Raw genomic sequence first — 25,881 nt, forward strand, 5'->3', positions numbered from 1 at the left:
CAGGTCACCGACCAACGTGCCCGCACGATCGGCAACCCGTGCGGTGTCATCGCCAAGGCCAGCGACGCGGCCCGGGGCGGCCTGACCAGGTACGAGGGTTGCGACCCATGTTTCGGCGACAGCGGAGGCGAGGTCTACCGGCTCCCGTCGTCGGCAAGCGGCACGCGTTCGGCCTGCACAGCCGCAGCAACGTGGGGCGCAACAACGCCGCCTCGAACAAGAAGAAGGCATGGTTCAGCGCGATGCCGAACTTCTGGAACACCCTCGCCCACGACCTGGGCTGACGGCAGGCATGTGACACGTTCCGGGGTGGTAGTCAGGTCTGCCCTGACCACCATCCCGGAGCCAAGCACCTGCCGTGGCCGGCTCTTCGACGGTTCCTGCACCTGGTCGAGTCGTCCGGTGCCCTGGTCGGGACGGGTCGGGACGAGCCTCTGACGAGCGGCCGTAACGATCGTGGGGTGACTGAGAAGTGCTGCGCCCGATCCATTCCGGCCGGGCGCCGCTGCGAAGGCCTGGTCAGGTGCGCTGACTGTGGTGCCGAGCTAGGCATCACCGACGCCCGGTGACCTCGCCCTGCGCCCCGGTCGCCCGCCGCGGTCCCCGACACCGAGGGCGACCGTCTTTCACGGTGGGCCAGGCGTGGTGCCCGTGGCCGGCTGCGGATCGGGCGCGGCGAAGGTAACTGGTGCGCCGAACGCGGCCCTTCGGGCGGCGCGGCGCAGCGCGGCGAGGACTGCGGGACCGGCGAGGACGATCGCCACGGCGGTGGTGATCGCGCGGCCGGTGTCCCAGCCGAAGGTGGAGGTGACCGCCGTGAACACGGCGAATCGGTGCAGGTTCTCCAGCAGCGGCGCTCCGGCGACGTAGGAGAGCTGGGTGTCCGCGCCGATGCTGAACGGCCAGAACCACAGGTTCATCAGCAGCCCGTAGCCGTAGGCCGCGAGCACGCCGTAGCCGGCCAGGGCGGCGATCTCCGCCCGGCCCCGCAGCCTGGCCGGTAGCAGCCCGGCGCCGAGACCGATCCAGGACGCGGCCAGCATCTGGAACGGCAACCACGGCCCGACCCCCGCGGTGAGCAGTGCGGAGGCGAACAGCGACGTCGAGCCGAGCAGGAAGCCGAACCCGGGCCCGAACACCCGGCCGGCGAGGACGAGGAGGAAGAACACCGTCTCGATGCCCGCGGTGCCGGCGCCGAGCGGGCGCAGCGCGGCGTTGACGGCCGCGAGCACCCCGAGCATCGCCAACGCCTTGCTGTCGATGCCGCCGGAGCTGAGTTCGGCCAGCACCAGGGCCACGAGCACCGGCAGCACCACGAGGAACACCAGCGGCGCCTCGCCGGTGCGGGCCGTGCCCTCGGGATCAGCGGGGACGAAGAACGGCCAGGTGAAGGTCGCCAGCGCGGCGGCGGAGGCTAGCACCAGCACGACGGCGGTGCGCGGGGCGACCCGCAGCACGCTCACCCCGGCTCCCCGGTCGTGGCCAGCGCGGCCGCGACCTGCTCCACGGTCAGCCACGGCGCGGGAGCGAGAACCTTGGCCACCTGCGGGGCGAACGCCGGCGAGGCGAGCATGACCTCCGCCGTGGTGCCGTCGGCGACGATCTCTCCCCCGGCCATCACCACGACCCGGTCGGCGAGGGCCGCGACGAGCTCGACGTCGTGCGTCGCGATCATCACCGCCCGGCCGGCGTCGGCAAGCTGTCGGACGACAGCGGTGAACTGCCGCTTGGCGCGGTAGTCCAGGCCGCGGGTCGGTTCGTCGAGCAGGACCACCGGCGGGGCGGCGGTGAGCTGGACGGCGAGCGCGAGCGCGAGCCGCTGCCCCTCGGACAGGTCACGGGGGTGCCGGTCGGCGGGTATCCCCGGAGTGAGCTGGTCGAGCATCGACCGACAGGTGCCGTCGGCTGCCCCGGTCTCCCGGTCGGCCTGGTCGCACTCGGCCCGCACCGTCTCCAGGTACAGCAGATCACCGGGGGTCTGCGGGACCAACCCGACATGACGACGGGCCCGGCCCGCCGGCAGCGCCTTCGGGTCGACGGTGCCCCGCGCGCCGACCACCGCGACGGTGCCGCCGTGGCGGGGGCCGCTGCCCTGCAACGCCCAGAGCAGGCTGGACTTGCCGGAGCCGTTACGCCCCATCAACGCCACGATCCGCCCCGGAGCCAGGTCGACGTCGACGCCCGCCACGGCGACCGTCCCCGGATAGCGCACGACGACCTTGCGCGCCGTCAGCACGGGGGACACGTCGGGGACCGTCGTCGCGGCCGGTACCGCCGCGTCGGCGAGCCGGTGGCGCAGGGCGGCCGCCCGCCGGCGGGCGTCGCGTACCGACAGCGGCAACGGCGTCCAACCCGCGAGACGGCCCAACTCGACCAGCGGCGGTGCGATGTCGACACCGTCGAGCACGGCGGCCGGCTCCCCGTCCACCACCCGGCCGTCACCCGGCAGGTGCAGCAGCCGGTCGGCGTACTGCACGACCCGTTCCAACCGGTGCTCGGCCAGCACCACCGTCACGCCGAGGTCGTGCACCAGCCGGGTCACCACGGCGAGCACGTCCTCGGCCGCCGTGGGGTCCAGCGCGGAGGTGGGCTCGTCGAGCACCAGCACCTTCGGGTGGGCGGTGAGCACCGCCCCGATGGCGACGCGCTGCTGCTGCCCGCCGGACAGTGTCCGCAGCGGCCGGTCGCGGAGCTCGGCGATGCCGAGCAGGTCGAGGGTCTCCTCGACGCGTTTGCGCATCACCGTCGCCGGCAGGGCGAGCTGCTCCATCCCGTAGGCGAGTTCCTCCTCGACGGTGTCGGTGACGAACCCGGACAGCGGGTCCTGCCCGACGACGCCGACGACGTCGGCGAGATCACGCGGCGGATGGCGGCGGGTGTCCCGGCCGTCCACCGTCACGCTGCCGTGCAGGGTGCCGCCGGTGAAGTGCGGCACCAGCCCGTTGATCGCCCGCAGCAGCGTGGACTTGCCCGTTCCCGTGCGGCCGACGACGAGGCAGAGCTCACCCTCACCGATGTGCAGCGTCACGTCCCGCAGGGTCACGCGGGCGCTTTCGGCGTACCGGACGGTCACCCGGTCGAAGTCGATCACGAAGGGCCTCCCCGCGCGTGGGACGACGAGGTCGGGTGACTCGCCGCATCCACGGGTGCGGCGCCGACGGGAGCACGTGGTGCGGGCGGCGGGCCGGCGTTCCGCGCGGCGGCCGGTCGGGCGAGCGCGGGAGGCGGCGCCAACCAGGCCGGTGCCGCCGCGACCACGACGGCGAGCAGCACCAGCGGTGTCAGCTCGGGCCAGGTGAGCGGGCTGACCGGCGGATAGAGCAGCTCCGGATCGACCGAGCCGGCCAGTACCGTCAGCGCGGCGGTGCCCACCCCGCAGCCGGCCACGAGCAGTTCCGCGCCCCGCCAGTGGTCCGGCCGGTAGCGGCTGCGCCGTACCCGACGGCCGGCCAGCAACATGCCGGTCACGGCGGTCGACAGGCCGACGAGGAGCATCGGCAGACCGAGGTAGCCGGGTCCGGTGGCGTCGAGCAGCCCGTACGTGCCGGCGCAGACGCCGACCAGCCCGCCGAGCACCAGCGCACCGGTGACGGCGCGCTGCCCGGCCGGCACCGCCGGGGTGCGGCCGTAGCCCCGGGAGTCCATCGCCGCGGCCAGGGCCAGAGACCGGTCCAGCGCGTCGGCCAGCACCGGCAGCGCGACGCCCCGCAACGCCCGTACCCCCCGGCCGGAGGCGCCCCGCAGCCGCCGCGCCCGGCGGACCCGCAGCACGCTCTCCACCAGTTGCGGGGCGACCGACAGCGCCACCACCACGGCCGTGCCCACCGCGTACAGCGCCCCGGGCACGGCTTTGAGCAGCCGCTTCGGGTTGGCCAGGGCGTTCGCCGCGCCCAGGCAGACCAGCATCGTGGCCAGCCGCAGTCCGTCGTAGAACCCGCCGAGGAGCTGCTCGGCGGCGACCGGCCCGAACAGGCGAATTCCCGCCGCCCAGGCGGGCAGGGGGATTTCGGGAAGCCGGACGAGCACGTGCTCGCCCTGCCCGCCGCCGAACACGATCCGGAACACCACCCGCATCGCCACGATCACCGCGCCGAGCACCAGGTACATCCGGAACGCCAGCGCCCACGGCGCGTCTCCCCGCCGCCGGACGACCACCAGCGCGGCGACGGCGACGAGCAGGCCCAGCGGCAACGGATTGGTGGTGTGGCTGGCCGCGGTGGCCAGGCCGAGCGCCCACAGCCACCAGGCGCCGGGGTGTAGCGCCCGGGGCAGTCGCGCCACCCGGCCCACCGACCGTCCCCGGTCGGCCCCTCCGGACATGTCCGCCTGGTGAATGCTCCGGTCAGTCATCCGGCTCGACGGCCCGCCGTCGCCGTGCGGCCAGCAGGCCGCCCACGCCGAGCGCGACCAGCAGCAGCACGCCGGCCGCCGTGCCCAGCGGAACACCGCGACCGGCACGGGAGGCGGCGACCTCGGTCACCACCGGCTGGTCGACGGAGCTGCCCGACGGTGTGCCGACGGCACCGCCCGCAGGTGGTGTCGCGGCTCCCGCGCTCGGTGTCGGGCCCGGGCCACCGGCCGTCGGCGTACCGGTGGGGAGCGGCGCGGGCCCGGAGGAGCCCGGCGCCGGTCCGGCCACACCGGGGCGGCCTGCGGTGGCGGGGGGTGGCGCGACCGGGCCGCCGTCTCCTGCCGGCGGTGGGGCGACCGGGCCACCGCCCTGGGTGGGCGGTGCCGGTGGCGGAGGGGGCGGTGGCGGGGGCGCGGGCCGCCTCGGCGCCGCGCCAGGTCGCGGCGCGTCGCTGGCATCGCGGTTGAGGGAGAACGACCAGCCCTCGAAGCTGCCGGCCGGCGGCCTGCGGTTGAGCACACCCTTGTCGCTGTACGTCCAGTTGCCGCCGCTGGCGGCGTGCCAGTACGACCAGTAGGCGCTGGCGGGCGGCGTGTCGACGCACTTCTCGGACGCCGTCGACGGCTTGCCCTCGATCCGGCAGACGAACCCCTCGCCCCAGCGCAGCGTGCCGGTGACCTGGAAGCCGGCGTTCTTGAGCGCCGCCAGACCGGTGGGCTGCTCGCCCCGGGCGCACCGCACCACGGTCCCGCCGCCGAGTTCGTGGAAGTCGACCACCACCGTGACGCCGGAGGCGTCCGGGCAGTAGCCGGCCGAGCCGGCGGCGCTCGCGGGGGTGCCCGACCCGACCACCGTGCCGGCGGCGGTGAGGGCGACGACCAGACCGGCGCGGGCGGCCCGGACGGTCATGCCGCCCGCCGACGGCTGAGTACGAGGAGCAGCACCCCGCCCCCGACCAGCAGGAACGCGATCAGCACGTAGCTGGTGATCGCCGCGCCGGTCGTCGGCAGCCCGCCCAGGCCGGGGGTGGTCGGGGTCGCACTCGGGGCGGCGGTCGCCGATGCCGTGGCGGACGGCGTCGGCGACCCGGTGGTCGCCGACGGGCTCGGCGTCGGGCTGGCCGGCACGGTGGGCGTCGGTGACCCGGTGGGCGTGGGGGAGGTGGTGGCCGTCGGGGAGGCGGTGGCGGTGGGCGAGGTCGTGCCGGTCGGGGTCGGCCCGGGGGACGACGGCGGCGGGTCGAGTCCGATCCGCCCCAGCGGCACCTGGACGAGACCGAGCAGGGCCTGTGCGGTGCTGCGGCGCCACTGGTCCCGGCCGTTGTCCCCGATCCCGGACGCGACGGCCGTTGCCAGGCTGTCGGCGTTGTAGGCGATGGCGCCCGCGTCGGCGGCGGCCGCGCCACCGTGTGCCGCGGTGAGCTGTAGTGCGGCCAACGCGCCCGCGGCCCGCGCGGCCTCGGTGTCGCGGCCGGCGGCGGCGAGGGCCTGCCCGGCCAGGCCGGTGCTGTTGGAGTTTACGCCGGTGGTCGGGCCGGACCCGCCGAACGACCCGTCGGGGTGCTGCTGGTCCACCAGCCAGTCCGCGGCCTTGCCGGCCGCTGTGGTGGCGCCGGTGGCGCCGTCGTCGGCGGCGGCGAGCAGCGCCTGCACGGCCATCGCGGTCGAGTCGACGTCGAGGGTGGCGCCGGCCTGCTCGTCGCAGGACGGCGACGGGCCGTCGGCGGTGTCGGGGTAGAGCCGGAACCCACCGGCCGCGCACTGCTGCCGGACGAGGAAGTCGACGGTGTCCTGCGGCACGTCGCCGCTGCGCGCCAGGCCCAGCACCGCGAAGGACTGGTCGAAGGTGTTGCTGGCGTCCGGCCCGCTGTCGGCGGTGGTGCGGCTGGTGATCCGCCCCCGCTGGTGCCCCGCGTCCGCGCCGGCGACCAGCGACAGGGTCTCCGTCCGCAGGTCGAAGCCGCCGAAGTCGGTGGGGTCAGCTCCGGCGGCGGAGGCGGCGTACAGCAGCTTCGCGGTCGCCCCGCCGTCGGTGAAGCCCGGGAAGCCCCAGTCGTCGTAGCTGTTGTAGGACCGCACGTGCGCCGCGATCTGCGCCGTGGCGGCCTGACGTACCGGCGCGTCCACCCCGGTCGCGGACAGGGCGAGGATCCCGTCGACGGTCAGACCCCAGTCCGGGCCGCCGAACGGGCCGGGCAGCACCCCGTCGGCGAACTCGCCGGCCAGCCAGGAAGCGGCGTCGCGCGCGGCGGCAGCGTGGGCCGGGGCGGGCGCGGCCACGACGGTCAGGGGTACGGCGGTGAGCGCGGCGATCGTCGCCGCCGTGGCGGCGAACACGCCGGCACCGAGACGCCGGGAGCGGGACCGGGACCGGGACATGAGGGGTGCCTTTCGCGGAGCGGTCGGTGGAAGCTCCGGAAAGCACCCGGGGACAGCGACACCCCGCTCGCGTGATGCGATGAGCGGGGTGGAGCGGGCCTCGGTGGCCCGGACTTCACCCTGTGAACCTCGACAGTGGAAGCCGCTCGTCCCGGGCGGGGCATTCCGGCTCGCGAGGCCGGGGCCTCGCTCACGGTTGCGGGTCAGCGCCGGCTTCGAACCGGCTTCCCCCCACACGGGACGTATGCAGTTGTGGACCCGGTGTGCACCGGGTGCCGACACCGTACCGCCCGCAGGTCTCGCGACGCCAGGGGCGGTGGCCGACACCCGGTGCGGCACCGTGGTCACGCCGTGTGCGGCTACGGTCAGGGCGCGGCGATGCTCGGCGGGGCGCCCGCGCCGAACGACCAGCCCTCGACGGTGCCCGGGGCCGGGTTGTAGCTGCTCGCGCCGGACGTGCTGTAGGACCAGGCGCCGCCGCTGGAGGCGTGCCAGTACGACCAGTACGCCGTGGCGGGCGGGGTGTTGACACACGGATCGGTCGCGACGGTCGGCTTGCCGTTGATCCGGCAGACGAATGCCAGTCCCCAGCGCTGGGTGCCGGTCACCGTGAAGCCGGCGCCCTGGAGGGCGGCCACCCCGGTGGCCGGGTCGCCCGGGGCGCAGGCGACCTGGACGCCGCCGCCGAGCGCGGCGAAGTCCACCACGACGGTGACGCCGGAGGTGCCGGTGCAGGCGGCGGCGTGCGCGGCCCGTGGGGCGGGTTCGACGGCGGTGAGGGCGACGGTGGCGACGGCGGCGGCCAGCAGGCCGGCGAGCCGGGCGCGCACGGTGGATCGGTGACGGAACACGGTTCCTCCTGGAATCGGGTGAGCGACGGGACGGGTCACGGGCAGGCGGGGGCCGGCGTGCCCGGGGTGGCGCCGGCCGCGGACAGCCGGGCGTAGCCGGTGCCGGTCAGGCCGAGGACAGCCTGGCCGGTGGCCCGGGCAGCGGTGCCCGGGTCGAAGGTGCCGCCGTCGAAGTCGACCGCGCCCCGGTCGGCCGGTGCCCCGGCGCAGCCGACCTGGAGGCCGGCGAGGAACGCCCGCGCCCGTGCCCAGGCCAGCGGTCGGTGACCGTCGCGCAGCGCCTGGGCGGCGAGGCCGGTGCTGTTGGCGTTCGGGGTGCCGGCGGCGTTGGCGAAACCGCCGTCGGCGCGCTGCACGGACAGCAGCCAGTGCAGCCCGGCGGTGGCGTCGGTCGGGCGGCCGGCGACCCGCAGCGCCTGCACCGCGAGCGCGGTGGCGTCCACGTCGGAGGTGCAGACCGGTTGCGCGGGCAGCGCCGGGTAGCCGCCGTCCGGGCAGCGGGTGCCGGCCAGCCAGGCGGCGGCCGCCGGGGGCGTGCCCTGCGAGGTGCTGTCCAGGGCGAGGAGGGCGAAGGACTGGCTGAACGTGTTGCTGTAGTCCCCGTACGCCGACCGGTCGGTGAACCGGCCGCTGGGGGCCTGGAGCGAGCGCAGCCGGGCGATCAGATCCACGCCGCCGACGTCGGTCGGGTCGCCGCCGCGCACCTGGACGGCGAGGGCGAGCTTGGCGGTCGCGCCCGCGTACGCCTCGGTCGTGCCGTCGCCGACGTAGGTGTCGCGGATGTCCGGCCGGGTGACCCAGGCCAGCGCCCGGGCCTCCGGGTCGTCGGCGACGCCGGCGGCGGCGAAGGCGAACACCGCGTCGAGGGTCAGCCCCTGGTCGGGGTAGGCGACGCCGTCGAAGACCACCTCGAGGCGTTCGCCGTCGACGAGTTGCCGGGCCAGCCAGCCGGCCGCGGCCTCCGACCGACCGACCCCGGCGGGCGAGGTGGGGGAGACGTGGGCCGATGCCGGCGTCGCGAGGGTGAGTGCGGTGAGCACACCGCAGAGCAGGGCGAGCAGGCGGTGCCGGCTCAGGCGGACGGCCATCGGAAGCGCCTTTCCGGCCCGGCGGTCGTCAGAAGCCCGGACGACCATCGCAGCGCGGGGGGTCGAGCGGGACTCCGACCCGTGGGCCACGACGGGTGGGGGAGCGGACTCGCGTACGTCGGGTATTCGGGCTTGCCGTCAGAGGTGCACCTCGACGGCCTACCGTTGCGGGCCAGCGCCGGACTTCGACCGGACTTCCCCCATACACACGCGCTGATGGAGTTGTGGCGTCAGTCTGGCCGCGTACGCGCTGCCGTGTCAATGCGTCGTCCACTGCGGACGCTCGGTGGCCGTTGCCGGGGCGGTCGCCGACCGCGGGCGCGTCCGGCCCGGGTTCAGGTGATCCCTTCGGTGACCACGGTCGGTCGCCAGCGGTCGCGTCGCCCCTTATCCGTTCCATGGGCACCGTCGAGGGCGGCCGGCGCCGCCGAGGCGGCCGGCGCGGCTTCGGGCCTGACCACCGGGCGGAAGCCGAGTCTTGACACCAACGGAGTTCGATCCCCTAATATCCAAGATCCCAGATGCACGCGGGCTCGCTGGTTCGCTGCCGAAGGGGTTGGTCGGCCCGTCCCGAACCAGCGGCCCGGAACTGAGCAGAAGTCACAGTCGGTGGTCTCCCCGGTGCGGATCGTTCGTCGTTCATTGTGAGCAAGGGGCCGAATGCAGACGTTCGACGAAACATCGCCGGTGGATGGGGCGGCGCCGCGTGGCATCGACCGTCGCCATCTGCTTGGCCTGGTCACCGCCACGCTGGCGGCCGGCATCATTCCGGAAGCGTGGCTCGCGGAGGCCGCGTACGGCGCGACGCCGAGATGGAACCGGCCATTCGACAAATGGGTCCCGGTCACGTCCTCGTACGGCATGCGGACAGATCCGATCACCGGTCAGTCCAGGATGCACAACGGCACGGACTACAGCTACTCCGGGATCCTCGGCTATCCGATCCGTTCGATCGCGGCGGGCACGGTGACCAGCGTCTCGTACAGCGCGAGCGGCCTCGGCCACCACGCCACCATCACGCACGCCGATGGTTGGCGGAGTGTCTACGGGCACATGCGGGAGGCTCCCAGAGTCGGGACGGGCACGCAGGTCGCCGCCGGCCAGCACATCGGCAACGTGGGATCCACCGGCCGCTCCACCGGCGCGCACCTGCACCTTGAGATCTTCCAGCCGAACGGTCAGCGAGTTAACCCCGAGTCGGTTCTCACGGGTGCCCCGTACGCCGGGGCGCCCGGATCTCCCCCCGAGATTGTCACGAAGGATGGACTGATGTACCTCATCTGGAGCACCGGCGGCACCGGTTACCTGGTCACCCCCAACCGCGTCATCGGGCTGCGGTCGATCGCGCACTACAACTTGTTCAAGCGGATCATCAACTCGAACCAGGCCGCCGCCCAGCCCGAGGTCTTCAACGCGCTGGAGATCGACCAGATCAACGCGTACCTGAACGGGACGGTGCCTGCCTGACGGCACCACCGTGCTGCTGACCACGCAGCCATCCCGGGGGTGACCGCGGAGAGGACCGGCCGGCTCGCTGCAACTGAAGCGGGCCGGCTTCCGGCACCTTCATAGTTGACCGCTCGGCCGGGCGGCGGCACCACCTGTGACGCCCGGAACGGCGCCACAGGGCGTCCGGTCCGCCTCGGCGATCGTCACCGCCGCCGGGGACCGGTCAGTCGCTCCGCGCCGCCGGCGACCGCGCACGGCCGGGGGCGGGACCGGTCGTCGGGCGGCCCTGGGATACTCGCCCGATGCGGCCCCGACTCCCCAAGCTGATCCGAAGGCCGCGCCCGGCCGCTCGCCGGCGTACGCGCTGGCTGCGTCGCGCCGTCGTCGCGGCCGTCGTCGGCGCGGTGCTCCTGACCGGCGGCACCCTGGCCAGCGTGCACTGGATCCACGGCGGGGCGGACGGGCACATCTTCGCCGAGCAGGACGTCCCGGAGGCGCCGGTCGCCCTGGTGCTGGGCACCAAGGTCCACCCCGACGGGACCCCGTCGCCGTTCCTCACCGGTCGCCTGGAGATCGCCCGGCGGCTGCTCGCCACGGGCAAGGTGCGCGCCATCCTGCTCTCGGGCGACAACATGAACCCCGACTACGACGAGCCGGGCGCGATGCGGCGCTGGCTGGTCGACAACGGCGTGCCGGCGACCAGGGTCGTGCTGGACCCGGCCGGCTTCGACACGTACGACTCGTGCGCCCGCGCGAAGCGGGTCTTCGGGGTGGAGCGGGCGACGGTGGTGACCCAGTCCTTCCACCTGCCCCGCGCCGTGACGGTGTGCCGGCGGCTCGGCGTCGACGCCAACGGGGTCGGCGACGAGACCGCCCGCCGGTACGACAGGACGTGGCGGATCAGCTCCACCCGTGAGTACGGCGCCTGCGTGAAGGCCACCCTGGACCTCCTCTCCGGCCGCGATCCGGCGCACCTCGGCCGCCGCGAGACCGGGGTGCAGGACGCGCTACGCGACGGGTGAGACCCGCGGCCGGGGGCGCACGCGCCGCCACGGCACGGGTCCGGCGCCGGCTGCATCGACTGGAATGCCACGGCCACGGCGGCGCACCACACAGGACGGAGGGGCGGGCGCCCGGGCGAGGCTGTGTGACACTCTGCGGGTGACGTCGCCTCCGCCGCCGAGCGAGCCCGGCCAGCCGACCTCCACGCCACCAGCGCCCGGGGCCCCACCACCGCTGTCGCCGCCACTGCCACCACCGCCACCGCTGTCGCCGCCGCCGAAGCACAACACGCCTCTGATCATCGGTGTGGTCGCCGCGGTGCTGGCGCTCTGCCTGATCGGCCTCTGCGGGGCCGTACTGGGCGGAGTGGCCCTGATCAGGGCCAACGGCGAGCAGAAGGGCCAGCCCGCGGCGAGACCCCTGCCCGAGCCGATCAGGACGACGAGGGAGCTTCCGCGCGAGCCGACGTACTCGCCGCCGCCCATCCGCCCCACGACGCAGGCGGCTCCGCCCCCGCCGCCGGCGAGGATCGGACAGTGCATCGTCGTCAGCGTGGCGGGCAGGTTCCAGGGCATCGGCAACTGCAACGGCAGCAGCGGCACCTACCGGGTCGTCTCGGTGGACCATTCCCAGGGGCGGTGCGCCGATCCCGGTTCGGCGTACCTGACCGAACGTGGCTATCGGCTCTGCCTGGAGCGCCACCTGGTGCGTCTGCACTGCTACAGGTTCCCGACGGGCAACGGCTGGATCGTCGGGGCGCCGAAGTGCAAGGCGAAGGGCACCGTCCACATCATCGACATCGTGCCCGGCGCCACCAACGGAAACAGCTGTACGCGGGACCAGAGATGGAACCGCTGGTACCGGTTCACGAATCCCACCGTGGTCTATTGCGTGATGAAGTACTAAAGGATGTCTCGTAGTGCGGTGCAGGTGTTGCTGCTGAAGGGTTGCCGGTCAGTCGGCCAGGGCGATGTTGTGCAGGTGGGCGATGCCGGCTGCGGTGGTGGCTAGGGTTTGGGCGGCCCGACGTGATCGCGCAGGATCTTGCAGGTCTTGAGCCGGGCGAGGGCGTGTTCGACACGGGCGCGGACCTTGCGGTGGACGGTGTTGTAGTCCTGTTTCCACTCGGGTAGTTCGCCGCCGTCACGGGGTTTGCGGTACGGCATGATCACCTCGCGGTTGCCGCGATAGCCGCCGTCGGCCATCACGGTGCGTCCGGCGGGGGTGGTGCCGATGCCGCTGCTGCGATACACGATCGTGTCGTTGCGCTTGCCGGGTCGCGGGTCACCCCAGGGGATGACCAGGCGGCTGTTCGCGTCGATCGAGACTTGCCGGTTGGTCGAGTGTCGGTAGTTGCGCCGGCTCGGACCATCCTGAACCGCCAGGCAGCCGGAGAACCGGCTTGAGGCCGCGTTGCCTGGAGGCTCGGGCGACCGCCGACACGCGTGCGCCTGGTCGCCCGCTGCGCGTCCGACACCTGCACCGATTGATGATCGTCGCGGTTTGCGCTGGACCGTTACCGCGTCACGAGACATCGCTCAGGCGGTGAGCTGATCTCAGCGATCCGAGCGTGTCGATCGGTACGACGCGAGGCAGCCGAGGTGTCCGCCGGTCGGTCGCACACCGACCGGCGAACCCGGCGGATTGGCCGCCCCGAGGCCGAGGCCGCGGTAAGACCGGGCGATCCGGCGCACGGTTCGGCGTGGACGGAATTCGATTGACAGCATCATCCAGCGGGTTCTACGGTCGCGCCGATGCGCCCTGGAGAAATCGTCGTCACTGGCGAGCAGGTACGCGCCCTGATCGACGAGCAGTTCCCCGAATGGTCGGGCCTGCCGATCGTTCCGCAGCCGTTGACCGGCACCGACAACGCGCTGTTCCGGTTGGGTGATTCCCTGACGGCGCGGCTGCCGCGGGCGCAGTGGGCGGTCGACCAGGTGGCGACCGACGCGACCTGGCTGCCGCGGCTGGCACCGCATCTGCCGGTGCCGGTGCCGGTGCCGATCGCGGTCGGCCGGCCGGGCGGGGACTATCCGTGGCCGTGGACGGTCGTCCCATGGTTGGACGGGCGCAATCCGGTAGCCGGGCAGGACCTCGTCGACCTCGCTGTCGACCTCGCCGGCTTCGTACGCACGATGATCGCGATCGACCCGATGGGCGGGCCGGTCAAGGAGGGGATTCAGCGCGGCGCACCTCTGGCGCAGCGCGACGAGCTGACCCGCCGGTCGATCGCGGCGCTGGGTGACCGGATCGACGGGCGGGCGGTGAGCGCGGCGTGGGACGAGGCGATGACGGTGGACGAGTGGCCCGGACCGCCGGTGTGGCTGCACGGTGATCTCCTGGAAGGCAACCTGCTGGTCGACCGGGGCAGGCTCACCGGAGTGATCGACTTCGGCGGTCTCGGCCGCGGCGATCCGGCGGTGGAGGTGCGGCCGGGCTGGAACCTGTTCGATGCCCGCGCGCGGGCCGCCTACCGGGAGGCGCTCGGGTTCGACGAGGCGACCTGGGTGCGCGGGTGGGCCTGGATGCTGTCGGGCTCGCTCTACTGGTTGGCGGACCTGTGGGACTCGATCAGCGAGGATGACCGCGAGGACACGATCCGCCACATCGACTACCTCGTGCGTCACCGCCACGACTGACCTGCGGTGCCGCCCTGTCACCTTCGGGCGACGCCCCGGACGGCGGATGCGGGAAGGTCCTGTGGGGTACCACCGCCAGCCCTCGCCGTGTCGGTGGTCGCCGGACGGCGAGGTCTCCGGTAGGGGTTCCGACCAATGGATCGGCGGCGCCGGCGGGCCGCCGACGCCCGGCCCGACCTGTCTCGTGCCGCGACGGACTCCGACGCGGCCGGGGGGCGGACGGCCTCGTCGGCCGGGCGGTGGAGGACTACGGATAATGCCCAGCATGCCTCCGGGAGTGGATCGTGTGGATGACGTCGCCGAGGTGGGAGGAGAGCCGGCCGGGGGTAGGACGTCGACGGTCGACTCCCTGCCGTCGCGCGGGCTAGGTGCGGCCGGGGGTGGCGGGTCGGCGTGGCGGGTCGTCGTCGGGTTCGGTGTGGTGAGCCTGGCCGCGGACATGGTGTACGAGGGTGCCCGCTCGATCTATGGGCCGCTGCTGGCCTCGCTGGGCGCGTCGGCGGTCGTCGTCGGGCTGGTCACCGGCGCCGGTGAGGCGGCGGCGCTGGTGCTGCGGCTGGTGTCCGGACCACTGGCGGACCGGACCCGCCGGTACTGGTCGTTGACGATTCTCGGGTACGGGCTGACCGCGGTGTGCGTGCCGCTGCTCGCCGTCACCCCGCTGTTGGGCGGCGCCGGTCTCGCCGTCGCCGCCGCGTTGATCCTCGCCGAGCGACTGGGCAAGGCGATCCGTAGCCCGGCGAAGTCGGCGCTGCTGGCCGACGCCGCGAGCCGCGTCGGCCTGGGGCGGGGGTTGGGTGTCCACAAGGCGCTGGACCAGGTCGGCGCTTTCGCGGGCCCGCTGCTCGTCGCCGCGGTCGTCGCGATGGCCGCGGGGTCGCTGTGGCCGGGCCTGGCCGTCCTGGCCTTGCCCGGCGTGCTCGCGATGCTGCTGCTGCTCACCATCCGGGCGCGCGCGGCCGCTTCACCGGCGGCCGGCGGGGCCACCGCGGCAGGTACCCCGTCGGTGGCGGGCCGGAAGCCGCTGCCCGCCCGGTTCCATCTGTTCGCGGCGGCGATGGCGCTGTGCACGGCGGGTCTGGTGACGTTCGGGTTGATCGGATTCCACCTCGTCCGCGCGGGCGTGGTCGCGGCCGCAGCGGTGCCGTTGATGTACGCGGCCGCGATGGCCGCGGGCGCGCTCGCCGCCCTGCTGACGGGCCTGCTGTACGACCGGGCCGGGCCGTGGGTGCTGATCGCGTTGCCGGCGCTGGTCGCCGCCGTTCCCGCCCTGGTGTTCGGCGGTGGTCTGCCGCTGGCGGTGACGGGGGCGCTGGTGTGGGGTGCCGCCGTTGGGGTGCAGGACTCCACCGTCAAGGCGCTGGTCGCCGATCTCGTGCCGGGGGAGCGTCGGGCCACCGCGTACGGGGCCTTCGCCGCCGTGCAAGGCGCGGGGGCGCTGATCGGCGGTGCCGCGGCCGGTCTCCTGTACGAGTTCTCGCTGGCGGGTCTGGTGGTCGTGGTGGTCGTCACGCAGGCCGTAGCCCTGGTGACGCTCGTGTGCGTCCTGGCAGGGACCCGCCCAGCCCGCTGAATCCGGCCGCCGATGCCCCGTCGGTGACGGCGGCAGCCCGTGCCGCGTCGCCGGCCGGACCCGGGCCCGTCGTGACGCGCGTCGCGGCCCCGGCATGAGCCTGCCGGCCGCCCGTTGCCTATTCCTTCGCCAACTCGGCGAGCTGGTCGAATGTGCGCACGAGGGTCGCGCGCCGCTGCCGCCGGTATTCCGGACCGGGCTCCACGCCGTCGATCGTCCGGTCCCAGAGGGCCAGGTGACTGCTCTTCCAGCCGGCGATCGTCGTCCGGTCGGGCAGGCTGACCCCGACGTAGTTCTGTCGTGCGATGAGGTGCAGCAGCTCGAGGTTGCAGGGCACCGCGACGCCCCAGTACTCGTCGGGCTCGATGCCGCCCGCCGCGCACCGGTTCCGGCGTCGAAAGCAGGCTGTAGCAATGGCCATCGATATTGACGTTCGACGACGGCGCGGACAGAATCACGGCACCCACCATGATCCCCTCTGGAGATGCCATGATCCGTCCCCGCCTGTCGTTCCTGCGGGCCGGCCGGCTGGCCGCGTTCGCCGCGGCCACCGCCGGTGTGCTGCTCGCCTTCGCCGCACCGGCCAACGCCGCCGTACCCACCGGGCGTTACGTCGCGCTGGGCGACTCGTACACCTCCGGTCCGCTGATCCCCACCCAGGTCGACCTGAACTGCCTGCGCTCCAACCGTAACTATCCGTCGCTGGTTGCCGCCGCCGCCGGCTCGTCGGCGTTCGCGGACGTGAGCTGTTCCGGGGCCACCACCGAGGACATCCTCGTCGGCGGCAGCGGCGCACTGGGCATCTCGTTGCCGCCGCAGCTCAGCGCGATCACCCCGGACACGACACTGGTCACGGTGCAGATCGGCGGCAACGACATCGGCTTCTCCGGCATCATCAGCGACTGCGCGGAGGCGAGCCTGAGCAGCCCGCTCGGCTCGCCCTGCAAGAACAGGTACACCGCCGGAGGCGTCGACCAGTTGCAGGCCAGGATCGCCGCCACCGCGCCGAAGGTGACCGCCGTGTTGCAGGCGGTACGCCGGGCCGCCCCGGGCGCCCGGGTCGTGGTGCTCGGGTACCCGGCGATCCTGCCGGACAGCGGCTACGGCTGCTGGCCCGTGGTCCCGATCGCCTACCAGGACGTGCCGTACCTGCGCGGCGTCCAGAAGTCCCTGAACACGATGCTCGCCAACACTGCGGCCGCGAACAGCGCCAGCTACGCCGACGTCTACCGGCCGTCCGTCGGCCACGACACGTGCAAGAGCAGCGGCACCCGGTGGGTCGAAGGGCTGATCCCGCAGAACGCCGCCGCCCCGTTCCACCCCAACGCCAGGGGTGAGCAGGGCATGGCCAACGCGCTGCTGGCCAACCTGAACAGCTGACTGACGATTCCCACCGACGGGGACCGGCTCATCCGGGCGTGAGGGTCCGGGCCGGCGGCCACGAGGGCCGGGCCCGGGCTCCGCGCCGGTGCGGACCGCATGGCCCGGGTCGCAAGCGTTCGCGGCGGGATGGTCGGTGAGCTGCGCCTGGTCCTCGGACCGGGGGAGGACCGCAGCCCCGACCCCGCCGCGGCGAGGACCGGACTCGCCGACCGACTCGTCCGCTCCGACAGCAGGCCGTCGGGCTCGGGCGCCGGTGCGAGCAGGGCCGGGCGCCCCAGGCAGCTCAAGTTCTATCCGAAGGGCTGGACGCGGTGGATCTCGTGGACGCCGAACCCGTCCTGGTCCGGCCGGAGCAGCGGCTGACGCGGGTGGCGCTGCCCGGCAACGTCCGTACCGTCGGCTGGATTCCACCGGCGGCGGCGCTGCCGGGCAGTGGCCGTCGCGTTCCTGGTCGGGGCCGGCACCGCGGCGCGGGAACCGGTACCGACCCCGCCTTCGGCTCACCCGGTTGATCCCACCGGTCGCTGGTCGTCAGTAGTTGACGTAGGCGGTGAGGGCGAGGTGGTCGGAGTATTCACCGCCGGTCATCGTGGGGGTGATGGTGGCGACGTTGCTGAAGCCGTTGCCGCTCTTGACCAGCAGGAAGTCGATGCGCCGGCTGTTGAGGGTGTCGTACGCCGCGGAGCAGTTGCGGCTGCCGCACTTCTCGGCGATCGGGTCGCGGTACCCGAGGGCCTTGCCGTCGTTCCACCAGCCTTCGGTGTCGGGTTCGGTGTTGGCGTCACCCCCGACGATCTTGAGGTCGCCGCCGAGGCGGCTCATCGCCTCGTCGGCCTCCTTGATGTTCTCGTCCGCGCACTTCGGGCCGTGCCAGGTGTTGGTGGGCCAGTGGATCGAGGCCACCGAGACGTCCTGGTTGGCGATGTTGTCGTGCAGCCGGACGGCGATGTTGTGGACCCGGTCCTGGCTGCTGCGCGTGGGTTCGAGATTCTGGCATCCGCCGGTGCCCGCGTCGTAGTCTTCGGGGGCGTCGGAGCGCCAGCGGGTGGCGGCCTCGTAGGTGAACCGGTCGGAGCGGTAGATGACCGCGTTGGTCTGCTGGTTCTTCATCTTGCCGCAGGTGCTGGTGTAGCCCATCGAGCCGGGACTCGCGATCGCGAGCTGTCCGGCGTAGGTCCCGGGCAGTTCGTCGGAGAGGCGCTGGGTCAGGGCGTTGAGCTGCGTCTGGTTCGAGACCTGCTGCACGGTGAAGATGTCCGGGCTCAGCGGGCGGCCCTTGAGGTAGGTGATCAGCCGGTCCCAGATGAACCCGTCGGCACAGGAGGCGGGCAGCCAGTTCTCGATGTTGTTGTTGTAGACCACCACATGGTTGGGGGAGGTGTTCACGGCGGCGTGGGCGGCGGTGGCGCCGGTGAGGCCGACCGCCGCGGTCGTCAGGACCGTGGTGAGTACGGCGACGGCGCCACGGGTGAGGCGGCTGTTACGGATGGACAACTTTCCTCCTGGTCGTGCTGGTGATCGGCATCGATGCGGGTCGTGGTGACGCGGGGGTCCGTCGTCGTCAGAGGGTCCGCTGGTATTCCTCCCAGGTGCGCTTGGGGCTGACCGCGGGACCGTCGTCGGGGCCGCGGTTCGCCAGCCCGTTGCGGCCGAGGTAGTAGTCGCCGGCCTGGTTCTGCGCGCCTGTCGACTGGTCGGTGTCGGCGAGCGCGATGGCGTGGATGTGGTAGCCCCAGTCCCCCTGGCTCGGGGTACGCAGCCACGCGGCGAAGCCCACCGTGCGGAGCCGGCGCAGCACGTCGGTCCGGGTGGCCGAGGAGAGACCGCTGACCGACAGGTCGAGGGCGCCGCCGCCGTCGTGGGTGCCCGCCGACGCGCCCACACCGGTGTTGTAGGACCCCTGCGTGATGCTGAGCTGGCGACCGAGGAGACGTTCGGCCTCGAGCAGCATCGCCCTGGTCCGGGTGTTGACCTGGAAGCCGCGCAGGGTCACGACGCTGCCGGGCGAGATGGCGCGGACGACGGTGTACCGGCCCTCGCCGAGCAGCCGTAGCGACGACGGCCCGGGCAGCCCGGTCGCGTCGAGGCCGGTGTAGCCGAGGGACCGTTGGTACGCCGCGTACGCGGCGACCGTGCTGGTGCCGAAGTGCCCGTCGACGTAGGTGGCCGACAGCAGCCCTCTGGCCTGTAGGGCCCGCTCCATCAGCAGAACGCTGTCCTTGGCGCCCGCCGTGATGGCGGTGTCCGCCCGGCGGGGATCGATCTGGGCGGCCTTGATGAGCGCCTCCATGTCGATCTGGGGCAACGCGGCGGCGACCGGGCGGGCCAACGGCCCGGCGGTGGCCACCGCCGCGCCCGCGGCAACGAGCAGGCTTCTTCTCGTGATCACTTGAGCTCCTGTCTGGCCGTCACGCAGTGGTCGGTCAGCGGCGCGGGACGCCGGCGGTGAATCCGTCGAGCCGGTGTGGACGTACGCGTCGGAGGGCCCGCCGACCGGATCCCCTGCCACGGACGCAAGGGACGGTTGCCTGACTATCGAGTCAACGAACCGGCTCGTCAAGACGGTCATCGATGATGTACTCGGAATGTACGAGCCCCGTTAGCGGCCGTCACCGGTTGATCCACCCGCCGCCCGGCAGCGTTCACCGTCGACTGACCTTCCGCCCGTCCCGGCCGGAGAGTCGAGTTCGGCCAGGGCGCGACGCACCTCGCGGGTGCCGTTCGGATCGCCGATCCGCTCGGAGAGAGCCAGCGCCAGGTGCAGGTCGTCGCGGGCCGCCAGCCGCTGCCCCGTGTCGCGGTGGACCTGCGCCCGCACCATGAGGACCCGCCACTCCGCCTCGCGGTTGCCGGTGGCACGCGCGGCGGTCAGGGCCTTGCCGAGCCATCCGTACGCATGCCGGGGCTGGCCGCTGCGGGCGTAGACCTGGCCGATGGTCAACATGGTGATGCCGAGGCCCAGCTCGTCGCCGAGTTCACGTCGCAACCGCAGGCTCTCCCGCAGGTTGACGAGCGCCGCCTCGGTCCGGCCGAGTTGCAGCAGCACGTCGGCCAGATTGTTCAGGGTGAGGCCCACCCGCTGCCGGTCGTCGCGCTGGCGGTGCATCTCGAGCGCCCGTAGGAAGCTCATGCGGGATTCGTCGAGGCGGCCGGCGGCGGCCAGCACGACTCCGAGATGGTCGTGGGTCACCGCGACCGCGTGGCTGTCCCCTTCGGTCGTCTGGAGCGCGAGTGCCCCTCGGAGGCCGTCGACCGCCTGTTCGGTCTCGCCGAGCCGGGACCGGGCGACCGCGACGTAGGTCAGCGCGGTGGCCTCGTCCGGACGGCTGCCCCGCCGCCGGGCGCAGGGCAGCGCGTTCTCGGCCAGCTCACGCAGCTCCCGGTAGTGGCCCCGCATCGGCAGGAAGGGATAGAGCGCCGTGCACATCCCGACCGCGAACAGGTCGCCCTCGGGCGTGCCGTCCCGCGCCGCCACGCGTGCCACGGCGAGGAGATTGTCGCGTTCCGCCTCGAGCCACCCCAGGGCCTCCCGCTGGTCGGTGAAGGTGACGGTGGGTACGGCCTCGACGAACACGTCGGGCAGCCGATGGGGATCGGGCCGGACCTGGTCCCGGGCGCGCCGCGCGGTGTCGAGGAAGTAGCAGCGTGCCGCGTGTATCGCAGCCGCCCGGGCCGCCGCGTCACGACGGCCGCGTTCGACGGCGTAGATCCGCACCAGGTCGTGCAGGCGGTAGCGGCCCGTTCCGTACGGGTCGATGAGCCCCGCGTCCGCGACGCGGTCCAGCGCGGTGCGCACCTCGCGCGCGGTGGCCCCCGTCAGCACCCGGGCCAGATCGAGGTCGAGCGTCGGGGTGCAGATCATTCCCCAGCGGTCGAACAGGTCCAACGCTTCCGGTCCGCCCGCCCGCTCGGCGAGAACGTCGCACGTCACCGCCAGGCTCGCCCGCACGGCCAGGTCGTCGCAGCTCAGCTCGTCCAGCCGGTACTGCTCGTCGGAGAGCCGGACGACCATGTCGGCAAGCGTCCACTCCGGACGACTGGCCAGTCGGGCACCCACGATCCGCAGCGCGAGTGGGAGGTGCCCGCACATCGCGGCCAGCTCCTCGGCCTCGCGGGGCGAACTGGTGAACCGGTCCGTGCCCGCGTGCCGGGCGAGCAGCATGATCGACTCTTCGGCGTCGAGTTCGTCGACTGCGAGGTGGGCCACGTCCAGCGTGGGCAGCGTGGTCCGGCTCGTCACGATCACCGTGGCGCTGCCGAGCACCGACAACAGCCGTCGTACCTGGCCGGCGTCGACCACGTTGTCCAGAACGACAAGCACCCGCCGGCCGCCGACCCGCACCCCCAGCTCGGCCGCCTCCGCGCCGGGGGTACCGCCCGACCGGTCCCCACCGAGCGCGCGAAGGAGGCTGCCGATCGCCTCCTCGACCGTCATCGGGGTCAGGCCGGGGCTGCTGCCGCACAGGTCGAGGTAGAGCTGTCCGCCCGGGCACGACGGGGCGAGCCGGGCGGCGAGGTTGCCGGCCAACGCCGACTTGCCCACCCCGGCGGGGCCGTGCAGCACCAGCATCCTGGCGGCGCCGAGCTCGGCCTCGATCCGGGCCAGCAGGCGCTGCCGGCCGACGAGGGCCACCGGCGGCGGAAGGGTGGACGGCGGCCCGTCCGGCGACGCCGCACCGGGCGCCGGCATCGGGCGGGGTATGGGGCCAGACGTCTCATGGAGCAGCTTGCGCTCGATGTCCTGGAGGACCCATCCGGCGCCCCGGCCGAACGTGGCGAGCAGCGCGGCGTTCGCCGCGGCCAGGGCCGCCATGGCCGCGGCCCGGTCGCCCGAGCGGACCAGAGCCTGGACCAGCCCTTCCCAGGCGGACTCGCGCCCCGGCTGGTCGGCGAGCAGCGGTCGCAGCGCGCCGACCGCGGCATCGGTCCGGCCGGCCTCGACGCACGCGTCGGCGTACTGCTCGACCGCCACCGCGCGGCTCTCGTCGAGCGCGTCGAGGCCGTGGCCCAGCGCGCCGTAGCGGGGCAGACCCTCGGCCGCCTCGCCGTACCACCGGCGCATCCCGGTGGCGAGCAGGTCCGCGGCCTGCTCCGGGCGTCCCGCGCGGCTCGCGTCGAGAGCGTCGCGTACGTCGGTCTCGAAGCGGTCGAGGTCCAGCTCGCCCGGCTCGACCCTCAGCGCATAGCCGGAGTGCACCCAGGTCAGCCGGTCACGGTAGGGGCCCAGGGCGACCCGCAACCGGGCCACGTAGGCCCTCATGTTGACCTGTGCCGACGGTGGTGGCTCCGCCCAGAGACTGCCCCTGAGCCGGTCGGCGGACACCCGCCGCCCGCGACCCATGAGCAGCGCGGCCAGCAGGAGCTGCGGCCGGCCGGTCGGCAGCGCGACGCGGCGGCCGTCGACACACAGGTTCACGGGTCCCAGCAGACCGAACCCGACCGTCATCCTGCGAACCTCCACGATCATGGATTCGTTCTCCCCGATCGTAGAGGCGCTCGTGCGGGCGCCGCGCCCGCGCGGTCGCCTCGACGCGAGGTGCCTCCGGCCGCGGCCGGAGGCACCTCGCGTCACCGTCGTCGGGCGGGTGTCAGCCGCCGGTGATGGAGAAGGTGGAGCCGGGTTCCTTCACGATGTTGCCGTCGGCCGAGTTGGTGATGGTGACGTTGGTCAGGACGGCGTTGCCGCGAGCGCCGCTCATGGCCAGGATGCCGGCGCCGTTGTTCGACCTGTCGATCTTCACGTTGGTGATCGCGACGTTCGGCATGTTGCCTCCGCCGTTCTTGAACTGGATGCCGTCGTAGGTCGAGTCGTGGATGTCCGTGTCACGGATGGTGACGCCGGTGATGTCCGTCGTCGCCGGGAACAACGTGATCGCCCCGAACTCCTGGTCCTCGTTCCAGAAGACGCCACCGCACCGGAAGAGGGCGTTGTTGGCGATCAGCGTGGTGCCGGAGAAGGGCAGCGGACTGTGGTCGGTCGCCAGCATGATGCCGGGGTAGTTCATCGTGTCGTAGATCAGGTTGTTCTCGATCGTGTTGCCGTGGCCGCCGTAGATCGCGATGCCGTTCGCCCGCCAGGGCAGCTGGATGGTGTTGTTCAGGAAGCGGTTGTCGTGTGCGACGTCCACGCTGGCGTCCTTCACCCGCGGGTTGGCCCAGACCGCCAGGGAATCGTCGCCGGTGGTACGGAACGACGAGTTGAACACCCGCGAGTTTCGCGTGCCGTTGGAGAAGTTGATGCCGTCGGCGTACGTGTCGCGGATCCGCATGCCGGTGAACTCCAGCCCGTCGCCGGGGTTCCAGTAGGCGGGCGTGTCGGAGTAGTCCCGTCCGACCCAGGCGCCGACGTTGACGTGCTCGATCCACACGTTGCTGATCTTCGTGTTCCTGCCGAACCGCCCGTTCAGCCCGTGTCCCCGGTGCGCGCGGTTGGTCGTCATGCCGAAGATGGCGATGTCGGAGATCCTGGTGTTGTCGTCGATGTCGAAGCCGACGTTGCCCTCGTGCGGGTGGTTGATGTTGCCCACCACGTTCTGCGGCTCGGTCTGGGTGTAGAGCTGTGAGTGCCACATGCCCGCTCCACGGACCGTGACGTTCCGGATCCCCCGCTGGTTGTACTGCCCGCGGTTCGGGTCCGGCGAGAGGATCTTCTGTTCCTGCCGCCACTGCCCGGCGGGGATCCAGACGCAGCTGATCACACCGTTCTGGTCGTCGGTCACCGCGCGCTGGATGGCCGCGGTGTCGTCGAGCCCGTCGTCCGGGATCGCGCCGTAAGCCGTGATCGAGGTGCACTCGGCCGGCTTGGTGGCCGGGGGCGCCACCTGCTCCAGGTCGATCAGGTCGATGATGTAGAACGACGCGGTGTCGGTCGCGTCCCGCTGCAACTTGAACCTGGTCCCGGCCGGCCAGGACCGCGACAGCAGGGCGTGCGACTCGTCGAACAGCCGTCGGGCGTCGGCCTGCGGCGTGTTGGACAGCGACTCGGTGTCGTCGGTGGTGCCGTACAGCCAGCTGTTCCGCGACGAGAGCGTCAGCTTCTGGGCGAAGGTGTCGTTGATGTAGAGGCTGATGCTGGCGTTGATGCCGCCGCCGCCCGGCGCGTCGGGAATGGAGTTGCGCACCACGATGGAGTTCGACGGGTTGGTCGAGGTGAACTCGACGAACTGCCCGGTGCTGTTCAACCGCACCGACCTGCGCCCGGAGGACTCGGTGGCGAAGTTGGTGTGCCCGAACGTGCGCAGGGGGTCGGCCTCCAGCAGGGTGCCCTGGTAGCGGGCGGCCTCGGCCTCGTACTCGACCCACGGCGTGGCCGCGCCACGGCCGACCACGATGGCCTGGGAGAACGAGTTGTTGGTCTCGTTGGTCTCGGCGACGACGTTGGTGGCGTCGGCGGTGGCGGTGATGGTCGCTCCGCCGGCGGTGGCGGTCCAGCTCCCGCCGACGGCCACGTTGACCGTCGCGCCGGCGGCCACCGCGGCGGTGCTGGCGCTCAGCGTGGTGCCGCCCACCGCCAGTCGGGTCACGGAGGCGGCGGGGGCGCCGGTGATGCCGCGGTTCCTGACCGCGACGGTGAACGTGACCGCCGCTCCGACGGCCGGGTTGGACGGGTTGGGGGTGACGCCGACGACCTGGAGGTCGGGGCCGGGAGCCTGGGTGACGACCAGTGGCGTCGTCGAGGTGAAGCTGTTGTTGTCGTTGTTCTGCTCGGCGACCGTGTTGGCGGGGTCCACCACCGCGGAGACGGTGTGGCTGCCCATCGACTGGGTGCCGATGTTCGCCGAGACGGTGGTCGAGGCGCCGGCGGTGAGCGCGGCGACGGAGGCGCCACCCACCAGGGCGCCGCCGAGCTTGAAGTCCACCCTGGTCGCGCCGGCCGCCGCGGTCCCCGTGTTCCTGACCGTGGCCGACAGGGTGATCGGGGTGGCTTCGCTCGGCGTCGCGGGGCTCCAGCTCGTCGTCGTCACGACGAGGTCCGGGTTCGGGGCCCAGGATCCCCGCACCTGGAGGTCGGCGACCTGCCCGCCGGGCGCGCCGGTGTTGCCGAGGAACCTCAGCTGTACGTCCGCGACCCGGCTCGGGACCGGAATCGTCACGGAGTTCTGGTTGCCCGCCGGGTCGAAGGCGTAGCTCGCCGGGGCCTTCAGTGAGGTGAAGCCGGTGGCCGTCTGCGCGCGGCCAAGGACCTCGATGTTCTGCGTGCGGGCTCCCCAGACCGGGTCCGGATTGAGCTTGACCACGACCGCCGTGACGTCGGCGTCGGCGCCGAGCTTCACCGTCAGGGTCGACGGAAACCCGGCCGACTCCCAGTAGGAGCTGGGGCTGCTGTCGTTGGCGTTGGCAGCGACGAAGGTGAAGACCGACGAGGACGCCTCGATCGGTTTGCCGCCGGCCAGGTTCGCGCCGCCGGGGTCGCCGGGGTCGCCACCGCCCGGAACGCCCACGCCGTAGACCTCGAACTCGGCGATCTGGGCGGCGGGCCAGCCGGTGTTGCCGGTGATGGTCAGCCGTACGTGGCGGACGGCCGTGGCGGCGAAGTCGATGGTGACGGTGTTGGCCGTCGCCGGGTTGAACACCCGTCCGGCCGCCCCGGAGAGTGTGCCGAAGGTGCTCCCGTTGGTGCTGCCCTGCACGGCGATGGTCTGGGTACGGGTGCCCCAGTCCGTCGAGGGGGGCAGCTTCAGCTTCACCTGGTCGACGGTGACGCTGCTGCCGAGGTCGATCTGCACCCACTGCGGGAAGGCGTTCGACGGGCTCTCCCAGTACGTCTGCTGGTTGCCGTCGTTGACGTTGGCCGCGACGTAGCCGCCGTGGGATCCGCTGGCCGAGACCGCCTTGCCGGTCGACAGGTTGGGGCCTCCGGCCGCGAGCGCCGGGGTGGGCGAGACGGCCGTCAGGCCGATCAGGCCGGCCGCGAGGAGGCCGCTGAGCCCCCGTCGGCCGAGCTTCCTTCGTTTCATGGCGTCCCTGTTCTGTGAGATCGGTGGTGGATCGTGCGGCGCGGACTGCGGCGGCCGGAAGCGGGCGCCGTTGTCGGAAATTTCCAAAGCGGTAATCGTCTTCTTGCGATGACGTGCCAACTTCTTTCGCCTGATGCCCGTCAATGTTTCAGATGGGTCGCCGGTTCGTCAACGGTCTGGTACGCGCGGAGGGGCTCCCGGCCCCGAGGG

Annotated in this window: 20 protein-coding genes, 1 pseudogene and 2 riboswitches; of the genes and pseudogenes, 8 read left to right on the forward strand and 13 right to left on the reverse strand. The window is 72.9% G+C overall.

Annotation, left to right across the window (positions count from 1 at the left end; translation table 11 throughout):
• The first annotated feature begins 107 nt into the window (after positions 1-107).
• A complete protein-coding gene (locus tag ACFHW0_RS20550) occupies positions 108-284 on the forward strand; it encodes a hypothetical protein (RefSeq protein WP_416609918.1) in 177 nt (58 codons plus the stop codon).
• Between the two features lie 342 nt (positions 285-626).
• Here ACFHW0_RS20550 and ACFHW0_RS20555 read toward each other — a convergent pair whose 3' ends face one another.
• The 7 genes from ACFHW0_RS20555 to ACFHW0_RS20585 all read right to left on the reverse strand — a co-directional run bounded on the left by ACFHW0_RS20555 (position 627) and on the right by ACFHW0_RS20585 (position 8,668).
• On the reverse strand, positions 627-1,463 hold the full coding sequence (locus tag ACFHW0_RS20555; protein ID WP_416609920.1) for an ECF transporter S component: 837 nt from the start codon (positions 1,461-1,463) through the stop codon (positions 627-629).
• Positions 1,460-3,091, reverse strand: a complete 1,632-nt coding sequence (locus ACFHW0_RS20560) for an ABC transporter ATP-binding protein (protein WP_416609922.1) — start codon at positions 3,089-3,091, stop codon at positions 1,460-1,462. Before ACFHW0_RS20560 ends, ACFHW0_RS20555 begins: the two co-directional genes overlap by 4 nt.
• Positions 3,088-4,350, reverse strand: coding sequence for a CbiQ family ECF transporter T component (locus ACFHW0_RS20565; RefSeq protein WP_416609924.1), 1,263 nt, complete (start codon positions 4,348-4,350; stop codon positions 3,088-3,090). The genes ACFHW0_RS20560 and ACFHW0_RS20565 overlap by 4 nt, the downstream gene beginning before the upstream one ends.
• Complete coding sequence (locus ACFHW0_RS20570) at positions 4,343-5,260, reverse strand: hypothetical protein (protein WP_416609926.1); 918 nt, start codon at positions 5,258-5,260, stop codon at positions 4,343-4,345. The genes ACFHW0_RS20565 and ACFHW0_RS20570 overlap by 8 nt, the downstream gene beginning before the upstream one ends.
• Entirely contained in the window at positions 5,257-6,729 is a 1,473-nt protein-coding gene (locus tag ACFHW0_RS20575) for a prenyltransferase/squalene oxidase repeat-containing protein (RefSeq protein WP_416609928.1), read from the reverse strand. The genes ACFHW0_RS20570 and ACFHW0_RS20575 overlap by 4 nt, the downstream gene beginning before the upstream one ends.
• A gap of 136 nt (positions 6,730-6,865) precedes the next feature.
• Positions 6,866-7,006: riboswitch (cobalamin riboswitch) on the reverse strand.
• Between the two features lie 88 nt (positions 7,007-7,094).
• Positions 7,095-7,580, reverse strand: coding sequence for a hypothetical protein (locus ACFHW0_RS20580; RefSeq protein WP_366642884.1), 486 nt, complete (start codon positions 7,578-7,580; stop codon positions 7,095-7,097).
• A gap of 35 nt (positions 7,581-7,615) precedes the next feature.
• Positions 7,616-8,668: a peptidase gene (locus ACFHW0_RS20585; RefSeq protein WP_416609930.1), complete on the reverse strand. Its 1,053-nt coding sequence runs from the start codon at positions 8,666-8,668 to the stop codon at positions 7,616-7,618.
• Positions 8,669-8,767: 99 nt separating this feature from the next.
• A riboswitch (cobalamin riboswitch) is annotated at positions 8,768-8,915 on the reverse strand.
• A gap of 413 nt (positions 8,916-9,328) precedes the next feature.
• Between ACFHW0_RS20585 and ACFHW0_RS20590 the strand changes: the two genes are divergently transcribed.
• The 3 genes from ACFHW0_RS20590 (at position 9,329) to ACFHW0_RS20600 (ending at position 12,025) form a co-directional block, all read left to right on the forward strand.
• A complete protein-coding gene (locus ACFHW0_RS20590) occupies positions 9,329-10,135 on the forward strand; it encodes a M23 family metallopeptidase (RefSeq protein ID WP_416609932.1) in 807 nt (268 codons plus the stop codon).
• Positions 10,136-10,419: 284 nt separating this feature from the next.
• Positions 10,420-11,139, forward strand: coding sequence for a SanA/YdcF family protein (locus tag ACFHW0_RS20595; protein ID WP_416609934.1), 720 nt, complete (start codon positions 10,420-10,422; stop codon positions 11,137-11,139).
• 139 nt (positions 11,140-11,278) lie between these two features.
• A complete protein-coding gene (locus ACFHW0_RS20600; RefSeq protein WP_416609936.1) occupies positions 11,279-12,025 on the forward strand; it encodes a hypothetical protein in 747 nt (248 codons plus the stop codon).
• Between the two features lie 48 nt (positions 12,026-12,073).
• On the opposite strand, the pseudogene ACFHW0_RS20605 reads toward ACFHW0_RS20600, so the two are convergent.
• Positions 12,074-12,477 (reverse strand): annotated as a pseudogene (locus ACFHW0_RS20605) (transposase family protein); the annotation flags it as partial.
• A gap of 396 nt (positions 12,478-12,873) precedes the next feature.
• Between ACFHW0_RS20605 and ACFHW0_RS20610 the strand changes: the two are divergent.
• A complete protein-coding gene (locus tag ACFHW0_RS20610) occupies positions 12,874-13,758 on the forward strand; it encodes an aminoglycoside phosphotransferase family protein (protein ID WP_416609938.1) in 885 nt (294 codons plus the stop codon).
• Between the two features lie 265 nt (positions 13,759-14,023).
• On the forward strand, positions 14,024-15,331 hold the full coding sequence (locus ACFHW0_RS20615; protein WP_416609940.1) for an MFS transporter: 1,308 nt from the start codon (positions 14,024-14,026) through the stop codon (positions 15,329-15,331).
• 118 nt (positions 15,332-15,449) lie between these two features.
• Here ACFHW0_RS20615 and ACFHW0_RS20620 read toward each other — a convergent pair whose 3' ends face one another.
• Complete coding sequence (locus tag ACFHW0_RS20620; RefSeq protein ID WP_416609942.1) at positions 15,450-15,752, reverse strand: hypothetical protein; 303 nt, start codon at positions 15,750-15,752, stop codon at positions 15,450-15,452.
• Positions 15,753-15,820: 68 nt separating this feature from the next.
• Here ACFHW0_RS20620 and ACFHW0_RS20625 point away from each other — a divergent pair, with 68 nt between their 5' ends.
• Positions 15,821-16,711, forward strand: a complete 891-nt coding sequence (locus tag ACFHW0_RS20625; protein WP_416609944.1) for an SGNH/GDSL hydrolase family protein — start codon at positions 15,821-15,823, stop codon at positions 16,709-16,711.
• Between the two features lie 314 nt (positions 16,712-17,025).
• Positions 17,026-17,226: a hypothetical protein gene (locus ACFHW0_RS20630; RefSeq protein ID WP_416609946.1), complete on the forward strand. Its 201-nt coding sequence runs from the start codon at positions 17,026-17,028 to the stop codon at positions 17,224-17,226.
• A 19-nt stretch (positions 17,227-17,245) separates the two neighbouring features.
• Here the strand turns inward: ACFHW0_RS20630 and ACFHW0_RS20635 are convergent, their stop codons facing one another.
• From ACFHW0_RS20635 to ACFHW0_RS20650, 4 genes are all read right to left on the reverse strand, one after another.
• The gene (locus ACFHW0_RS20635; protein WP_416609948.1) at positions 17,246-18,208 is read right to left on the reverse strand and encodes a hypothetical protein; all 963 of its coding nucleotides are present in this window, start codon (positions 18,206-18,208) and stop codon (positions 17,246-17,248) included.
• 67 nt (positions 18,209-18,275) lie between these two features.
• A complete protein-coding gene (locus ACFHW0_RS20640; RefSeq protein ID WP_416609950.1) occupies positions 18,276-19,103 on the reverse strand; it encodes a peptidoglycan-binding domain-containing protein in 828 nt (275 codons plus the stop codon).
• 210 nt (positions 19,104-19,313) lie between these two features.
• Positions 19,314-22,160: a tetratricopeptide repeat protein gene (locus tag ACFHW0_RS20645; RefSeq protein WP_416609952.1), complete on the reverse strand. Its 2,847-nt coding sequence runs from the start codon at positions 22,158-22,160 to the stop codon at positions 19,314-19,316.
• A 142-nt stretch (positions 22,161-22,302) separates the two neighbouring features.
• The gene (locus ACFHW0_RS20650) at positions 22,303-25,671 is read right to left on the reverse strand and encodes a CARDB domain-containing protein (protein WP_416609954.1); all 3,369 of its coding nucleotides are present in this window, start codon (positions 25,669-25,671) and stop codon (positions 22,303-22,305) included.
• Between the last annotated feature and the right edge of the window lie 210 nt (positions 25,672-25,881).

This window comes from Micromonospora sp. LOL_025 (genome assembly GCF_048060285.1).
Lineage (GTDB): Bacteria > Actinomycetota > Actinomycetes > Mycobacteriales > Micromonosporaceae > Micromonospora.